General features: G+C 59.4%; 14 protein-coding genes. 5 read left to right on the forward strand and 9 right to left on the reverse strand.

Features of this window, described 5'->3' with window-relative positions:
* On the forward strand, positions 1–1,643 hold a 1,643-nt coding region (gene pnp / locus ACM62R_RS08570; RefSeq protein WP_415183638.1), incomplete at its 5' end, for a polyribonucleotide nucleotidyltransferase.
* A gap of 66 nt (positions 1,644–1,709) precedes the next feature.
* Here pnp and ACM62R_RS08575 read toward each other — a convergent pair.
* Complete coding sequence (locus tag ACM62R_RS08575) at positions 1,710–2,363, reverse strand: peroxiredoxin (protein ID WP_415183639.1); 654 nt, start codon at positions 2,361–2,363, stop codon at positions 1,710–1,712.
* A gap of 130 nt (positions 2,364–2,493) precedes the next feature.
* Between ACM62R_RS08575 and ACM62R_RS08580 the strand changes: the two genes are divergently transcribed.
* Positions 2,494–3,933 carry an aldehyde dehydrogenase family protein gene (locus tag ACM62R_RS08580; RefSeq protein WP_415183640.1) on the forward strand — a complete coding sequence of 480 codons (1,440 nt, stop codon included), beginning with the start codon at positions 2,494–2,496 and terminating at the stop codon, positions 3,931–3,933.
* Positions 3,934–4,003: 70 nt separating this feature from the next.
* Here the strand turns inward: ACM62R_RS08580 and ACM62R_RS08585 are convergent, their stop codons facing one another.
* From ACM62R_RS08585 to ACM62R_RS08600, 4 genes are all read right to left on the reverse strand, one after another.
* On the reverse strand, positions 4,004–4,657 hold the full coding sequence (locus ACM62R_RS08585) for a pseudouridine synthase (protein WP_415183641.1): 654 nt from the start codon (positions 4,655–4,657) through the stop codon (positions 4,004–4,006).
* A gap of 75 nt (positions 4,658–4,732) precedes the next feature.
* Positions 4,733–5,356 (reverse strand): LysE family translocator, encoded by a 624-nt coding sequence (locus tag ACM62R_RS08590; protein WP_415183642.1) that lies wholly within the window; start codon positions 5,354–5,356, stop codon positions 4,733–4,735.
* Between the two features lie 71 nt (positions 5,357–5,427).
* Positions 5,428–5,883, reverse strand: a complete 456-nt coding sequence (locus ACM62R_RS08595) for a GAF domain-containing protein (protein WP_415183643.1) — start codon at positions 5,881–5,883, stop codon at positions 5,428–5,430.
* Positions 5,884–5,947: 64 nt separating this feature from the next.
* Positions 5,948–7,126, reverse strand: coding sequence for an acetyl-CoA C-acyltransferase (locus tag ACM62R_RS08600; RefSeq protein ID WP_415183644.1), 1,179 nt, complete (start codon positions 7,124–7,126; stop codon positions 5,948–5,950).
* Between the two features lie 96 nt (positions 7,127–7,222).
* On the opposite strand from ACM62R_RS08600, the gene ACM62R_RS08605 reads away from it, so the two are divergent.
* Both ACM62R_RS08605 and ACM62R_RS08610 read left to right on the forward strand, forming a co-directional pair.
* Entirely contained in the window at positions 7,223–7,576 is a 354-nt protein-coding gene (locus ACM62R_RS08605; RefSeq protein ID WP_415183645.1) for an STAS domain-containing protein, read from the forward strand.
* Positions 7,566–8,048, forward strand: coding sequence for an ATP-binding protein (locus ACM62R_RS08610; protein ID WP_415183646.1), 483 nt, complete (start codon positions 7,566–7,568; stop codon positions 8,046–8,048). The genes ACM62R_RS08605 and ACM62R_RS08610 overlap by 11 nt, the downstream gene beginning before the upstream one ends.
* A gap of 57 nt (positions 8,049–8,105) precedes the next feature.
* Here ACM62R_RS08610 and hspQ read toward each other — a convergent pair whose 3' ends face one another.
* Positions 8,106–8,432, reverse strand: coding sequence for a heat shock protein HspQ (gene hspQ / locus ACM62R_RS08615; RefSeq protein WP_415183647.1), 327 nt, complete (start codon positions 8,430–8,432; stop codon positions 8,106–8,108).
* A gap of 189 nt (positions 8,433–8,621) precedes the next feature.
* Between hspQ and ACM62R_RS08620 the strand changes: the two genes are divergently transcribed.
* A complete protein-coding gene (locus ACM62R_RS08620) occupies positions 8,622–9,203 on the forward strand; it encodes a lytic transglycosylase (RefSeq protein ID WP_415183648.1) in 582 nt (193 codons plus the stop codon).
* Positions 9,204–9,208: 5 nt separating this feature from the next.
* Here ACM62R_RS08620 and ACM62R_RS08625 read toward each other — a convergent pair whose 3' ends face one another.
* The 3 genes from ACM62R_RS08625 to ACM62R_RS08635 all read right to left on the reverse strand — a co-directional run bounded on the left by ACM62R_RS08625 (position 9,209) and on the right by ACM62R_RS08635 (position 14,225).
* A complete protein-coding gene (locus ACM62R_RS08625) occupies positions 9,209–9,811 on the reverse strand; it encodes a LolA family protein (protein WP_415183649.1) in 603 nt (200 codons plus the stop codon).
* Between the two features lie 82 nt (positions 9,812–9,893).
* Complete coding sequence (locus ACM62R_RS08630) at positions 9,894–13,034, reverse strand: DNA translocase FtsK 4TM domain-containing protein (protein ID WP_415183650.1); 3,141 nt, start codon at positions 13,032–13,034, stop codon at positions 9,894–9,896.
* A 12-nt stretch (positions 13,035–13,046) separates the two neighbouring features.
* Entirely contained in the window at positions 13,047–14,225 is a 1,179-nt protein-coding gene (locus tag ACM62R_RS08635; RefSeq protein ID WP_415183725.1) for an aminotransferase class I/II-fold pyridoxal phosphate-dependent enzyme, read from the reverse strand.
* Positions 14,226–14,275: the final 50 nt, after the last annotated feature.

Here is a 14,275-nt window from a genome sequence, read left to right on the forward strand (position 1 = left end):
TGCAAAAGCTGCGTGAAAACCCTGATCAGCGGCTGGATCTGGTCATTGCCGGCACTAAAGACGCCGTGATGATGGTCGAATCCGAGGCCTATGAGCTTTCCGAAGCGGAGATGCTGGGCGCGGTGAAGTTTGGCCATGAAGCGATGCAACCGGTGATCGATATGATCATCGACTTTGCCGAAAACTGCGCGAAAGAGCCGTTCGATTTTCGCGCACCTGACTATTCAGTGCTTTATGCCGCCGTCAAAGCCGCTGGCGAAACGCAGATGCGCGCCGCTTTTGGTCTGCGCGACAAGCAAGAGCGTGTCAACGCGATTGCCGCCGCCCGCGAAGCCGTAAAAGCCGCCCTGAACGAAGAGCAACTGGCGGATGCCAACCTCGGTTCGGCGTTCAAGAAGCTGGAAGCGTCGATCCTGCGCGGCGACATCATCAACGGTGGCCCGCGCATCGACGGGCGCGACACCAAGACGGTGCGGCCGATCGTGTCTGAAGTCGGCATTCTGCCGCGGACCCACGGTTCGGCCTTGTTCACCCGTGGTGAGACGCAGGGCCTTGTCGTGACGACGCTGGGCACCGGCGATGATGAGCAAATCATCGACGCGCTGCATGGCAACAGCCGCTCCAACTTCTTGCTGCACTACAACTTCCCGCCGTATTCGGTTGGCGAAGTCGGTCGTGTCAGCGGCCCCGGCCGCCGCGAGATTGGCCACGGAAAACTGGCTTGGCGTGCGTTGCAGGCGGTTTTGCCTGCTGCGACAGACTTCCCCTACACCATCCGTGTTGTGTCCGAGATCACCGAGTCGAACGGCTCATCCTCAATGGCGTCGGTCTGCGGTGGCTCGCTGTCGATGATGGACGCCGGGGTGCCGCTGAAGGCCGCCGTGGCCGGTGTGGCGATGGGTCTGATCCTGGAAGAAGACGGCAAATGGGCCGTTCTGACCGACATTCTGGGTGACGAAGACCATTTGGGCGACATGGACTTCAAGGTGGCTGGCACCGAAAACGGGATCACCAGCTTGCAGATGGACATCAAGATTGCGGGCATTACCCCTGCGATCATGGAAGAGGCTTTGGCGCAGGCTAAAGACGGCCGGATGCACATCCTGGGCGAAATGGCCAAGGCACTGACCGCCGGTCGGCAGGAATTCTCGGCGCATGCGCCGCGGATCGAGACGATGCAGGTTCCGACCGACAAGATCCGTGAAGTGATCGGCTCGGGCGGCAAGGTCATCCGTGAAATCGTCGAAGTGTCGGGTGCCAAGGTCGACATCAACGATGACGGCATCATCAAGATTGCCTCGGCCAATGCCGACAGCATCAAGAAAGCCTATGACATGATCTGGTCGATCGTGGCCGAGCCGGAAGAAGGCAAGGTCTACACCGGCAAGGTCGTGAAACTGGTCGATTTCGGCGCCTTCGTGAACTTCTTTGGCAAGCGCGACGGTCTGGTCCACGTTTCCCAGATCTCGGCGAAACGCCTGAACCACCCGAACGAGCTGCTGAAGGAAGGGCAGGAAGTAAAGGTCAAGCTTCTGGGCTTTGACGACCGTGGCAAGGTACGCCTTGGCATGAAGATGGTCGATCAGGAAACGGGCGAAGAAATCAGCCCGGAAAAAGCCAGAGAAGACGCCGCCGAGGCGTGAACTCCTTCACACTAAACGAAAGGCCCCGGAGTGATCCGGGGCCTTTTGCATTGGATTGTGGTGCGATTATTTCGGCGCTTTCGCGGTACGCAGGTAGGACAGGACGACAGTCACGTCGCCAAACTGGGCCTTGGCATCTTCCAGCGACACGCTGGTTTTCACGATCACGTCATCGCCCACCTGCCAGTTGGCGGGGGTTGCAATCGGGAATTTATCGGCGGCCTGCACGGCGTCCAACGCGCGTACGATTTCGGCAAAGTTGCGACCGACAGTCATCGGGTAGATCAGCATCAGGCGGATTTTCTTGTCAGGGCCGATGATAAACACGGTGCGCACGGTGGCGCTGTCATTGGCGGTGCGGCCGTCGGGCAGATAGGCCTCGGCGGGCAGCATGTCGTAAAGCTTGGCCACGGCAAGCGAGGTGTCGTCGATGATCGGAAAGTCAGCCTTGGCGCCGCCGACCGTCTCGATGTCGGATTTCCACTTCACATGCTCTTCCACTGTGTCGACGGAAACACCCATCACCTTGGTATTGCGCTTGGCAAATTCGCCGGCCAGTTGCGCCACGACGCCGAATTCGGTGGTGCAAACGGGGGTAAAATCTTTCGGGTGCGAAAAAAGGATGGCATAGCTGTCACCCATCCACTCATGCAGGCTTAGTTTGCCGGCGGTGGAATCGGCGGTAAAATCGGGGGCGGTATCGTTGATGCGAAGACCCATTGGTTGGCTCCTTCTTTAGCGGTTAGATTAGAACCGTTCCATACAAGATCCCGGCGGCAGTTACAGCCCCCAAGAGGCCATTGAACCTTTGGTCTCAGGCTGGCACTCTGCCGCCACAATGGAGGAAGACATGATCGAAAAACGCGACTTCTATATCGACGGGCGCTGGGTCGCCCCGGCCAACGCGCATGATCTGGACGTAATCGACCCGTCAACCGAAGAGGTTTGCGCGGTAATTTCGATTGGCGCTGCCGAAGATACCAACGCCGCCGTTGCCGCGGCCAAGGCAGCACTGCCGCTGTGGTCAGCAACGCCGCCCGCGCAACGTCTGGCCCATGTCGAACGCCTGCTTGAGATCTATCAGACCCGCGCCGCCGAAATGGCCCGGGCGATCAGCCTGGAAATGGGCGCCCCGATAGATATGGCCTTGGGGGATCAGACCGCAGCCGGGGTTTGGCATATCTCAAACTTCATCAATGCATTCAAAGACTTCACCTTCCTGCGTCCGCTAGGCGATGGCACCCCCGGCGCGATGATCGCGTTGGAACCGGTGGGCGTAGTCGGGCTGATTACGCCGTGGAACTGGCCGATGAACCAGGTCACGTTGAAGGCCATTCCCGCCCTTTTGGCAGGCTGCACAATGGTCCTGAAACCTTCCGAAGTGGCACCGCTGTCGTCGCTTCTGTTTGCCGAATTTGTGCATGAGGCTGGGATACCGGCGGGGGTCTTCAACCTGGTCAATGGCGATGGCGCAGGGGTTGGCACGCAGCTTTCAAGCCATCCCGATGTTGAGATGATTTCCTTCACCGGGTCCACCCGTGCCGGAATTGCCATCACCAAGGCCGCAGCCGACACCGTCAAGCGTGTCTGCCTGGAACTGGGCGGCAAAGGCGCCAACCTGATTTTTGCAGACGCCGATGACGCGGCGGTCAAGCGGGGTGTGCGGCATTGCCTCAATAACTCGGGTCAATCGTGCAACGCCCCAACCCGAATGCTGGTTGAGCGCCCGCTTTATGACCGCGCCGTCGAAATCGCCCGCGAAACGGCCGAGTCTACCCGCGTCGCCTCGGCGCATGAAACGGGGCGTCATATCGGGCCGGTCGTCAACGCGACCCAGTATGAAAAGATCCAAAGCATGATCGAAACGGGCATCGAAGAGGGTGCGCGGCTGGTTGCAGGCGGTCCGGGTCGCCCCGAAGGTCTGAATCGCGGCTATTTTATCCGCCCGACGATCTTTGCCGATGTAACGCCCGATATGAGAGTTGCACGCGAAGAAATCTTTGGCCCGGTGCTGTCAATCATGCCGTTTGATACCGAGGCCGAGGCCCTGGCTATCGCCAATGATACAATCTACGGGCTGACCAACTATGTCCAAACCGCAGATGGCGCACGGCGCAACCGTCTGGCACGACAACTAAAATCTGGTATGGTCGAAATGAATGGCCAATCGCGTGGGGCGGGTGCGCCGTTTGGCGGCGTCAAGGCTTCGGGGCGCGCGCGCGAGGGCGGACATTGGGGAATTGAAGAGTTCCTCGATGTCAAATCGATCTCGGGTTGGGCCGAAAACTAGATCAAACCGGGATTCTATCCCTACCCTTGCCGGGGGTCCCGGCGAGGGTAATTTACCCGCTCTTAACGGGTCAGAACGGACAAGGCGCTGTAAACCGTATGGGCTCATCAGTTGCCGGGTGCGCGAAGGCCAATGTTTCGGCATGCAGCATCAGGCGCGGATGGTTCAGCGCGTCACCTGTGGCATAGAGCGTATCGCCAAGGATTGGATGACCAAGTTCCATCATATGCACCCGCAATTGATGGCTGCGGCCCGTAACCGGCATAAGCAGAACGCGGCTGGTGCCATCTGACTCATGGCTTAGCACACGCCAATCGGTTTGGGCGGGCCGGCCGGTTTCAAAATTGACATGCTGGCGGGGGCGGTTTGGCCAATCGACGATCAGCGGCAGATCAACGCGACCCTCGGCCGGGGTCAGATGGCCCGCCAGCAGTGCGGTATAGGTTTTTGCGGTGCTGCGAGCCTCAAACTGACGGCCAAGGTTGCGCTGCGCGTCCGGGGTCAGGGCAAAGATGATCACCCCCGACGTGTCCAGATCCAACCGATGGACCAACAGCACCGTGGGATGGCCCACCCGAAGCCGGCTGATCAAACAGTCGGCGCGGTCCTCGCCCCGCCCCGGAACTGACAGCAAACCCGCCGGTTTGTCGACCACCAGGATATGGGCATCGGCATAAAGGATACGGGGCGCATCAGGCGGTGGGGAATAGTGAAAAACGCTCATGCGGTCTGTTGCCCGTCCCAAAGGGGCGCGTCAAGCCGCCAGGAGGCATCATTCCGGCAACTGGCTAGCTGGCAGTCAACTAACTGCCAGCTTCACCGCCAAACCACCAAACAAAACCGCCGCCGCCTTGTTCAGCGCCCCCATTCGCGCTGAAAGAGAGCGCCCAAGATAGCCCGCAGCGATACCGTAGCCGATGGTAACAAGTGTTCCGGTAAAGGCAAATATAGCGCCCAGAATTACCACCTGCTGCCAGATCGGGCCATACTCTGGCCGGGTAAACTGTGGCAGAAAGGCAAGAATGAACAGAATTGGTTTGGGGTTGAGCGCGTTGGACAGGAATCCCCGCCCGATTGCCCGCACCGGGCTGACCATCCCACGCGCCGAACCATCGCCGCCGCCTGCCCGCCAGGATCGCCACGCAAGCCACAAAAGATACCCCGCCCCCAACCAACGAATTGCAATCAGCGCTTCCGGATGCGCCGCAATGATGGCTGAAAGACCAAGAGCGGCCAATGTGATGTGCCACACGACCCCCAGACCAACGCCCAGCCCCGCCATCGCGCCTGCGCGCGGCCCCCCTTGCATCCCGCAAGCAGTTGCAAAGAACACGTCCGCCCCCGGCGCAAAGTTGAGGATCAACCCGCCAAAAGTAAAGGCGATCAGGCTTTGGGCCGGGAAGGCCACCAACACATCCCACATGGCAGGCTCCTTGGTCGGCAATTGGCCGGGGTCTGGATCAAACGATACGCGGCCCCACTTGCCGGCCAGGGTCAAAGCGCCCCGAAGACATCGTGTAATATTTTCGTCAGGCCAGCCGCGTCAGCTTCAGTGAAGGCGGCGGGCTGGTTGCTGTCAATATCCAGCACACCGATCAAGCGCCCAGTTTTGCCAAAAACCGGCAAAACAATCTCCGAACGGGTTGAGGACGCGCAGGCGATGTGGCCGGGGAACGCCTCGACATCGGCCACGATCTGCGTCTGACCATGAAGGGCCGCCGCCCCGCAAACCCCGCGCGAAAAAGGAATTGTAAGGCAGCCATGCCCGCCCTGATAGGGACCGATCTTAAGCAGGTCAGGTGCCGTAACACGGTAAAAACCGTTCCAGTCAAAGCGGTTATCCGCATGGTGCAATTCACAGACGATAGTTGCCATCAGGGCAATTTCGTCGGTTTCACCTTTGGTAAGGGCCGCAATGACCTTGCTGATCTCAGGGTAAGAAATTTGCATGCGTTACCTTTTGCTTGGCGATGAAAGCCCGGCTTGCCATTAGGATACTTGGGGGGTGAAGGGTTCAGTCACGCTCAATAGCAATCGCGGTGCCTTCACCGCCCCCAATGCAGATGGCCGCGATCCCGCGTCTAAGACCACGCGCCTCAAGCGCATGCAATAGCGTGACGATGATACGCGCACCTGACGCGCCAATAGGATGACCCAGCGCACAAGCACCACCGTTCACGTTGACCCTGTCATGAGGGATGCCAAGGCGTGCCATGAACACCATGGGAACGACGGCGAAAGCCTCGTTTACCTCCCAAAGATCAACCTCGGCGGCGGTCCAGCCCAGCTTTGCCAGTAACTTTTCTGCTGCGGGGACTGGTGCGGTTGGAAAATCCGCCGGCGCTTGCGCGTGCGATGCATGGGCCAGGACACGCGCGCGGATTGGCAAGCCATGCGAAACCGCATAGCCCTCAGACGCCATTGCAAGGGCGGCAGCACCATCAGAAATAGACGAGGAATTGGCCGCCGTCACGGTCCCCCCAGCGCGGAAGGCCGGCTTGAGCGTGGGTATCTTTTCGGGCCGCGCAAGGCCCGGCTGTTCATCAATGCTGACCAATACATCGCCCCCCCGACCGGAAACCATGACCGGGGCAATTTCAGCAGCGAAAGCACCGCTGGTCTGTGCCCGAATCGCGCGGGTCAGTGAGGCGAGGGCGTAGGCATCCTGTTCTTGCCTTGTAAAGCCAAAGCTACCGGCGCAGTCTTCGGCATAGGTGCCCATCAGGCGGCCCTTGTCATAGGCATCCTCCAACCCGTCAAGAAACATGTGGTCCAGCGCCTGCGCATGACCCAACCGCGCCCCGCCACGCATTTTGGGAAGCAAGTAAGGGGCGCCGGTCATGCTCTCCATTCCGCCTGCGACAATGACCGAATCGGCACCCAACGCGATCTGGTCATACGCGATCATCGCCGCTTTCATCCCCGAACCGCACATCTTGTTCAGGGTTGTTGCCGGGGTAGCCTGCGGCAGCCCGGCAAGAAAACCGGCCTGGCGTGCGGGGGCCTGCCCCTGCCCTGCGGGCAGCACGCAGCCCATCAGCAGGTCTTGGACTGTGTCCGGGTGCGCGCCGGCGCGTTGCAGGGCGGCTGCGATAGCCGTGCCGCCCAGTGCAGCGGCGGTCACGTTGGTAAAGACGCCCTGCATCGCGCCGATCGGCGTGCGGGCGGCGCCCAGAATCATCACGTTGGTCATCTTGCCTGATCCTTCAAACAATCTGTTTCACGGATACCGATTGGTAAGCATTTCCGTCTAGGTTGAAGAAATATTGATCCGCGGTGGAGTCTTGAAATGAACCTTTTTGCCGAAGCCTATGATAGTGCGCTTTTAGTGCGTGTTGAAGATGAACGGCTGGATGCGGCCGTTGCAATCCGGTTCAAGGATCAGATGCGCGAAGTTCTTCGTCAACCAGCACAACGCGTGATTCTGGATCTTGCGAATGTCACCTTTCTTGACAGTTCAGGGTTGGGCGCGATCGTGTCCGTGATGAAAACACTCGCACCGGGGCTCAGGCTGGAACTGGCGGGGCTGACACCGAATGTTGAAAAAGTATTCCGCCTGACCCGTATGGATTCGGTATTCACGATTCACACCAACGTTGCCGCCGCAAATTTCGACACTGGGGGGATGTTGCATGTTGGCTGATCAGACCAATGGGTTTGCGCCTGGTACGCGCCCCTCGGCCCGCCTTGCGCCGCAGATTTTCCATCACAGCTTTCCTGCCGATCCCTTGTCAGTACGCGCAGCCCTTCAAACCGCACTCAATAGATTCGCGCGTCAAATCACGCCAGAAGAAGCCGGCACGTTAGAGCTGGTGCTGGCAGAGGTGTTGAACAATATTGTGGAACATGGGTATCGTGACAGGGAATACGGCACCATCGTCTTGTCGATCGTCCGCGACCGTAAGGGATTAAGTTGTTCGGTCAGCGATGACGGGATTACACTGCCAGCTGACTGTCTGCATACCCGCCGCAACAGTCCTGATCGTCCAAGCCCGACGCTCTTGCCGGAAGGTGGATTTGGGTGGTTCCTGATTCACGATCTTGCTGACCATTTTGGATATCGTCGCGAAAACAATCAAAACCTGTTGGCATTTCGCCTACCATTGAGCGGCTGATTTTTTTACGGCGATGTGCAAAATAGCCTGCCGGATGCAGGAAACCCTACCCGCGATTTAGTTCAATTGAAATTGCACCGGGTAGCGCCCGTCTTCGAAATCCCCGAACATGTCTTGAAGATCAGGATGATCAATGGGCTCGCCGGAATAATCCGCCATCAGATTTTGTTCAGAAACATAAGCGACATAATAGCTATGATCGTTCTCAGCCAAGAGATGATAATAGGGCTGATCCTTAGGGGGGCGGCTTTCTTCGGGGATGGCATCGTACCATTCCTGCGTGTTGGAAAATATTGCGTCGACATCAAACACAACCCCGCGAAACGGATGTTTGCGGTGCCGGACCACTTGGCCCAGATGGTATTTTGCGCGTGACGTATGCATTCTCAACAATCCTTCGAAGTGGGTAATAATCCTTTGTGGGGCGCGCTGTCCATCGTTTCGGGGCATTTTGCGGGGAAACAGTCTGTGAGTGCACAGCCTACAGTTCAGATCTGCCGCGGCTTTGTGATTTCCACAGCGGCGATTATTGGTTAAGCTGTGACAAAACATAAGCCGATAGGCAGAGCAGTGATGAACAAATATCTTATGGCAGCAATGATCTTGCTGGTCGCGTCTTGCGGTGGTGGCAGTTACAAGGCGCCACGCGATCTGGATGATGCCTGCGCGATTGTGAAAGAGCGGCCGAAATATCACTCTGCGATGAAGCGGGCAGAGCGGCGCTGGGGTGTTCCTGTACATGTCCAAATGGCGACCATCCATCAGGAATCGAAGTTTATAGGCAATGCGCGTACCCCGTTTCGCTTCGCTTTGGGGGTAATACCGATGGGGCGGCAAAGCTCGGCCTATGGGTACAGCCAGGCAATCGACAGTACATGGGATGAGTATCGCCAAGAAACTGGTCGGCGCGGCGCCAAGCGTAACCGGATTGAGGATGCGACCGACTTTATGGGTTGGTATATGGCCACCTCGAACAAAAAACTCGGCATCCCCAAAAGCGATGCCCGCAACCAGTATCTTGCCTACCATGAGGGGCGTGCCGGATATGCCAACGGCAGTTATAGCACGAAAACCTGGCTGGTGGATGTCGCGGGGCGGGTAGAAACCCGTTCGCAGATCTATCGTGAACAGCTGATCGCCTGTCGAAGGAACTAGGCGCGTTATTTGGCACGCCTGTTGATTTCACCAACGATATCAAACAGCGAATTGCCCAGCGCGCCATTCTTGCGCAGATCGCCCAGAATCACAGTGGTTTGCGTGCCGGTATCGTCGGTTATGACCCATTGCCGTAACTCAGTCGGCTTGCCCGTGAAAACCATTTTGATCGTGCCGTATTCGGGGTGTTCAGGGTCTTGGGCAATAACGGATGTGGTTTTGGCGTCGTTGGTATGACCCACCACCATCTTTGCTTTTGCCAGATCGACATTTGCCGCCAGCATCAGGTTCAGCGGCGTCCGCGCCAGCGGATACTGTTCTGGCGGTTGGTTCGATTTCGCGTCAAAAATGGCAACCTGCTGACCTCCGGCAATGACCAGGGTACGGTCGGGCGGCGTGTATTCAAACCGGGCGCGGCCGGGGCGTTTGATAAACACTTTCCCCGTTGAGATCGTGCCATCACCGTTGACCTGCGTAAAATCTGCCTCAACGGTCTGAAGCCCGTTCAGATAGCGCGACAGTTCGCCCAGTGAAATTTTCTCGGCCGAAGCGGGAACCGCAAGGGCGAGGGCGAACAGCGGGGCGAGGGCAAAGCGAAGCATTTTCATGGGGTCAATCTATCTGTTCGCCCGCAATAGAAAAGCCCCGCCAGATCACTTTGGCGGGGCGATTAGTCACGGTTTCGCGCGGTTAATGCTCGGGCACCAGGATTTCGCGTTTTCCGACATGGTTGGCCGCGGTGACAATGTTCTGGTCTTCCATCTGCTCAACCAGACGCGCCGCCTTGTTATAGCCGATGCCCAGTTTGCGCTGAATGTACGAGGTCGAGCATTTCCGGTCCTTGATCACGATCGCCACAGCGGTATCGTAAAGCGCGTTTTCCACATCATCGCCGCCACCAAGGCCCAGAACCGCGTCAATATCGGCCTCTCGGTCCTCATCGGGCCCTTCAACCACGCCCGACATATATTCCGGCGGGCCAAAGGACTTGAGATGGTTGACGATTTCCTCAACCTCTTCGTCGCTGACGAACGGTCCGTGAATACGGGTTATGCGCGCACCCCCCGCCATGTAAAGCATATCGCCCATACCCAAAAGCTGCTCGGCGCCCTGTTCCCCCAAGATCGTGCGGCTGTCGATTTTTGAGGTCACCTGGAAGGAAATCCGGGTCGGGAAGTTGGCTTTGATCGTGCCGGTGATCACATCAACCGAGGGGCGCTGCGTGGCCATGATCAGATGGATCCCCGAGGCCCGCGCCATCTGCGCAAGCCGTTGAATACAAGCCTCAATTTCCTTACCGGCCACCATCATCAGATCGGCCATCTCATCAACGATCACCACGATGTAGGGAATGGTCGAGGGGGTGAATTCGTCGGTCTCAAAAATCGGCTCGCCGGTTTCGTCATCAAAACCGGTCTGCACCGTGCGCTTGAAAGTTTCGCCCTTGGACAGCGCCTCGCGGACGCGGCCATTATAGCCCTCAATGTTGCGCACCCCCATTTTTGACATTTTGCGGTAGCGCTCTTCCATTTCGCCGACGACCCATTTCAGCGCAACAACCGCCTTTTTAGGGTCGGTCACGACCGGCGACAGAAGGTGCGGAATGCCGTCATAGACCGACAATTCCAGCATCTTGGGGTCAATCATGATCAGGCGGCATTCCTCGGGGGAAAGCTTGTAAAGAAGACTCAGGATCATCGTGTTGATCGCAACGGATTTACCGGACCCGGTGGTTCCGGCAATCAGCAGGTGGGGCATTTTCGCCAGGTTCGCCACGATCGGTTCACCGGCGATGTCTTTACCCAAAGCCAGAGGCAGGCGCATGTTGCTGTCGCCAAAATCGCGGGCGGCCAGAATTTCGCGCAGCACGACCTTTTCGCGGTGCGCGTTGGGCAACTCGATCCCGATGACCGAACGCCCCGGCACCGTAGACACCCGCGCCGACAGCGCAGACATGGACCGCGCGATGTCATCGGCCAACCCGATTACCCGGCTGGCTTTCAACCCCGGCGCGGGCTCCAATTCATACATCGTGACCACCGGGCCGGGCCGAACCGAGACGATTTCGCCTTTGACGCCGTAATCGTCCAGCACGTTTTCCAGCATCCGCGCGTTTTCTTCCAATGCTTCATCGGGCAGCGTGTGGCGTTGAATGGTCACGGGGTTTGTCAAAAGATTTAGCGGCGGCTGTTCATAGGCCGAGGGCTCGGGTTCAAGGTTCAGCTTGGGCTGCGCTTCGGCCATTGCCTGGCGCGAGGGGGCAGTGGGTTTTTTCGGCATATGCTGGACCACGCGCCGCGATTCGGCGGTGGGGATCACCATGCGGTTCAGCGTCCCGCGCGGCGATGGTTCATCAAAACCGTCTTCTTCCTCGTCATCATCCAACGCCGCAAAGGCATTGCGGTCAAAGCTGGAATTCACCTTCCAGGGCTGTTCATCCGGTGTGGGGGCAAAATCGTCAACCATCGGATCGGAATCTTCGGTCAGATCGGTCGCCGTATCCCAAGATTGCCCGTCCGCGACAAGTGGCGAGGGGGCCGCTACAACGGGCATGACGCGTGGCGCCGGGGCCGGCATGAAGCGCGGCGTCGCCTGAAGTGGCGGCTCGGCCCGCAAACCGCCTGATCCGGCAGCGCGGCCCTCAGCCGCCAAGGGTTTTGCCCCACGTCCCAAGCGCGCTGCGACCGCTGACAAAACCGAGGCGGGTGCAGAAACCGGCGGTTCGGGCTTATAGCTCAACTCGGTGGCAGGCTCGGCCCGGTCAGGGCGTGAATTGGCGCGCAACTGGCCCGCTACAGGCGCTATGTTGTAGCCTTGTACCATCGGCTCTACCCGTGGCGCCGGCGCAGGGGCCGCAGAACGCGTTTTTACCGCATTTGCAATGCGCGCCCGGATACGGTCTTCGCTGGGCGCATCCATCTGCGTGTTATCCCACGCGTGGATCGGCTCTACCAGTTCCGGCTCCAGATCGGGCAGGTGATCGGGCTCTACTGCGCGGCGGATGCGGTTGATAAATGTGGGCCGTTCGGCGGCAACCTCGGGGGCATAGCCGTGCGGGCCACCTTCCCAAGCGGTTTGCTGCGCCTGCCAGTTGGCCAGATCGGCGGCCCGGTCTGCGGCATCGGCCCGGCGTTTGCGGGCGCGTTCCGCCGCCATCTGCGCCGCAGACACCGAAGCGGCAGCACCCCGGCCCAAAAGCGTCATCGCCCCGGCATAAAGCGTGACGGTGCCCAGCATCAAAAACCGCGCAATGGCGCGCAGCTCTGCCCGGTCAAAGCCCAGCACAAAGGCCCCCATCCCCAGCATCAGAACCGCAAAGATCAGCGCCATCAGCTTCAGCCCGACCGACCCCGAAACCGGCGACATCCCCAGCAACGATCCGGCGATCATGTCACCGAAATGCCCGCCCAGACCGTAGGCTTGGCCCCAATCAGCCCCGGGCACCAAAAGCGCCGCATAAACGGAAACCAGCGCCAGCCCGATCGGCAGAAAGGTTGCCCGCGCCAAGGCACGATCCTCGCCGCGGTGGGTGACAAAGCGCAGCCCCCAGGCGATCAGCCCCAGGGGCAGCATCCACGCGCCAAAACCGACGATGATGTAAAGCGGCGAGGCAATGCCCGCCCCGAGATGACCCAGAAAGTTATGCACCGGCGCATCCGAGGCAACCATCCAGCTAGGGTCTTCGGGGGAATAGCTGGCCAGCATCAGGGTTACCAAAACGCCCAACACCACCAGACCCGCGCCCAGCAGTTCCTTGCCGCGCCGTTCCAGCACCGCTTGTGTGTCCTGATCCAAAAGCGGGTCGCGCTGTCTTGCCTGATAGGATGCCATATTTACCCGTCCTCACGCATATAAGCAGTCGCGTAGGCCAATCAGCCCGCGCTGCGTTTCTTCTTTTGGGGCGACCAAGGCCACCCGGATATATCCCTTGCCGGGGTTTTCCCCGTTCACGTCACGCGACAAATAGGCGCCGGGCAGAACCCGCACCCCGGTTTCGCGCCATAGCTTCAGCGCCGCTTCTTCGCCGTCGTCGACGGGCAGCCAAAGGAAAAAGCCGCCCTCGGGGGTATGATAGCTGTTCACGCCCGCAAAAACCTGTTCAGCCATATCATATTTTTCAGCGTAAAGCGCCCGGTTTTCGGTCACATGCGCCTCATCATTCCAGGCGCGTTCGGATACGCGCTGCAACGGCAAGGGCAGCGGCGCCCCGGCAAAGGCACGCAGTTGGCGAATGCGCATCATGCTTTGCGCCCCCCCCGCGCAGAACCCGGACCGCAGCCCCGGCATGTTCGAGCGCTTGGAAAGCGAGTGAAACACCACCACACGCTCCGGGTCGGCGCCCACCTCATTGGCGACCTCAAGCGCACCGGGCGGCGGGGCATTGCGCCAGATTTCGGAATAGCATTCATCGGAAAACAGCCGGAAATCATGTTTTTCGGCCAGCGTCAGCACGGTTTTCAGATAACCGCGCGGTGCAACGGCGCCTTGCGGATTCGCGGGCGAACACAAATAGGCGATCGCCGTGCGGTCCAACACCGCGGCGGGCAGGCTGGCAAAGTCGGGCAAAAAGCCGGTCTCTTCGGTTGCTGGCACAAACACCGGTTCGGCCCCCACCGCCAGCGCCGCCACGGCATAGACCTGATAAAACGGGTTCGGGATCAGCACGACCGGCCGCTGGCCGTTCTTAAGCTCGGGGCAAAGCGCGATAGCCGCGTTGAAAAGCCCCTCACGGGTGCCGTTCAGCGCCATCACACGGTCAGGCGTCAGGTCCACCCCATAGCGCCGCTTTAGCCAGCCCGTGATCGCCGTCAACAGTTCGGGCGTTCCATCATTGGGCGGGTAAAGTGCAAATTCATGGACGTTTTCAGCCAAAACCTGCGCGAGGAACGCAGGCATCGGGTGGCGTGGCTCTCCGATGGTCATGGCAATGGGATCGCCGCCGGGGGCGTGATGATCCAGCAGTTTGCGCAACCGCGGAAACGCGTATTCGGGCAGGTTCGAGAACCGCTCGGGAAATGCCATGTCTGCCTCGCTTGTCGGGGTCATGTCGCCCCGTTTGGGCCAAGATTAGC

Source organism: Phaeovulum sp. (genome assembly GCF_047638075.1).
GTDB lineage: Bacteria > Pseudomonadota > Alphaproteobacteria > Rhodobacterales > Rhodobacteraceae > UBA6197.

Coding starts and splice junctions, on each gene's coding strand:
- ACM62R_RS08580 (WP_415183640.1), top strand. CDS start 2,494: ATGATCGAAAAACGCGACTTCTATATCGACGGGCGCTGGGTCGCCCCG.
- ACM62R_RS08630 (WP_415183650.1), bottom strand. CDS start 13,034: ATGGCATCCTATCAGGCAAGACAGCGCGACCCGCTTTTGGATCAGGAC.
- ACM62R_RS08575 (WP_415183639.1), bottom strand. CDS start 2,363: ATGGGTCTTCGCATCAACGATACCGCCCCCGATTTTACCGCCGATTCC.
- ACM62R_RS08635 (WP_415183725.1), bottom strand. CDS start 14,225: ATGGCATTTCCCGAGCGGTTCTCGAACCTGCCCGAATACGCGTTTCCG.
- ACM62R_RS08595 (WP_415183643.1), bottom strand. CDS start 5,883: ATGCAAATTTCTTACCCTGAGATCAGCAAGGTCATTGCGGCCCTTACC.
- ACM62R_RS08605 (WP_415183645.1), top strand. CDS start 7,223: ATGAACCTTTTTGCCGAAGCCTATGATAGTGCGCTTTTAGTGCGTGTT.
- ACM62R_RS08600 (WP_415183644.1), bottom strand. CDS start 7,126: ATGACCAACGTGATGATTCTGGGCGCCGCCCGCACGCCGATCGGCGCG.
- hspQ (WP_415183647.1), bottom strand. CDS start 8,432: ATGCATACGTCACGCGCAAAATACCATCTGGGCCAAGTGGTCCGGCAC.
- ACM62R_RS08625 (WP_415183649.1), bottom strand. CDS start 9,811: ATGAAAATGCTTCGCTTTGCCCTCGCCCCGCTGTTCGCCCTCGCCCTT.
- ACM62R_RS08585 (WP_415183641.1), bottom strand. CDS start 4,657: ATGAGCGTTTTTCACTATTCCCCACCGCCTGATGCGCCCCGTATCCTT.
- ACM62R_RS08610 (WP_415183646.1), top strand. CDS start 7,566: ATGTTGGCTGATCAGACCAATGGGTTTGCGCCTGGTACGCGCCCCTCG.
- ACM62R_RS08620 (WP_415183648.1), top strand. CDS start 8,622: ATGAACAAATATCTTATGGCAGCAATGATCTTGCTGGTCGCGTCTTGC.
- ACM62R_RS08590 (WP_415183642.1), bottom strand. CDS start 5,356: ATGTGGGATGTGTTGGTGGCCTTCCCGGCCCAAAGCCTGATCGCCTTT.